The following is a 940-nucleotide window of genomic DNA, read 5'->3' as shown; positions in this document are numbered from 1 at the left end:
CGGCCACGCCGTGGCTGCCACGAGTGTGCAGCGCCTCGGCCGCGCCCTGGATGTCGCGCGCCTCCTTGTTCTGGCTCAGCTTGCGCTTGCCCTCCAGGCGGTCGATATGCACCTCGATGCCGACGATCAGCGTCAGCAGGTGGGCGATGAAGTCCTGGGGTGAGTCGCCCATCTTCCAGGGCACGGCCTCGCCGGCCTCGTGCTCGCGGGTGAGGCGGGCCACCAGGCCGCGCACAAAGCGCTCGTCATCCATCACCTGCAGCCGGCCGTGGGCATGCACGACCTCGTAGTTCCACGTCGGCACCTGCCTGTGCGCCTCGTGCTTGCTGGGGTACCAGCTCGGCGAGACATAGGCCTCGGGGCCGCGGAAGACAACCATCACGGGTGAACCGCTGGCCACCTCGCGCCACACCGGGTTGTTGCGGGCCACGTGGGCACGCAGCACGCCATGCACACCTTCGTCCTCGGCCAGCTCGAAAGGAATGTGGTTGGCGTCCAGCCCACCCTCGGCCGTGTGCGTCACCAGCGTGCCCAGCGGGTGGGCGCGCAGCAGCGCATGCAGCACGTCGGGACGGTTCTCTCGGTAGTGGTCGGGCACGTACATGGCAGGGGGCGAAAAGGTGGACAGGGATGCGCCACTATGCGCGCGGCGTGGCCTTGTGAGAAGCTCCAGTTTTCAACAAATCAGCTGGGCCAGTTGATGGACGCAGCCGAGAGCCGTTCCCGGGCGCTCTACGAGGAGATCAAGGCCCGCATCCGCGACGGCACGCACGCGCCGGGGCAGGTGCTGCCGTCCACGCGGGCCTGCGCGGCGGAGCGTGGCCTGTCGCGCACGACGGTCAGCACCGTCTACGAGCAACTGGCGGCCGAGGGTTTCATCGAGACGCGGCCAGGGGCGGCGAGCCGGGTGGCCGCCGGCGCCCGCAGCCCGGTCGAGGCG

At 69.8% G+C, this 940-nt stretch carries 2 protein-coding genes; one reads left to right on the top strand and one right to left on the bottom strand.

Features of this window, described 5'->3' with window-relative positions; translation table 11 throughout:
* Positions 1-604, bottom strand: a 604-nt coding sequence (locus AC1DW3_RS30360; RefSeq protein ID WP_477937950.1) for an FMN-binding negative transcriptional regulator, incomplete at its 3' end; no start/stop codon positions are given.
* A gap of 96 nt (positions 605-700) precedes the next feature.
* Between AC1DW3_RS30360 and AC1DW3_RS30355 the strand changes: the two genes are divergently transcribed.
* The coding region (locus AC1DW3_RS30355; protein WP_477937948.1) for a GntR family transcriptional regulator at positions 701-940 on the top strand (240 nt) is incomplete at its 3' end.

The sequence above is a fragment of the Roseateles sp. P2_H4 genome (assembly GCF_056403315.1).
The sequence above is the reverse complement of the archived record's forward strand: the minus strand, read 5'-3'. Positions and strand labels throughout refer to the sequence as shown.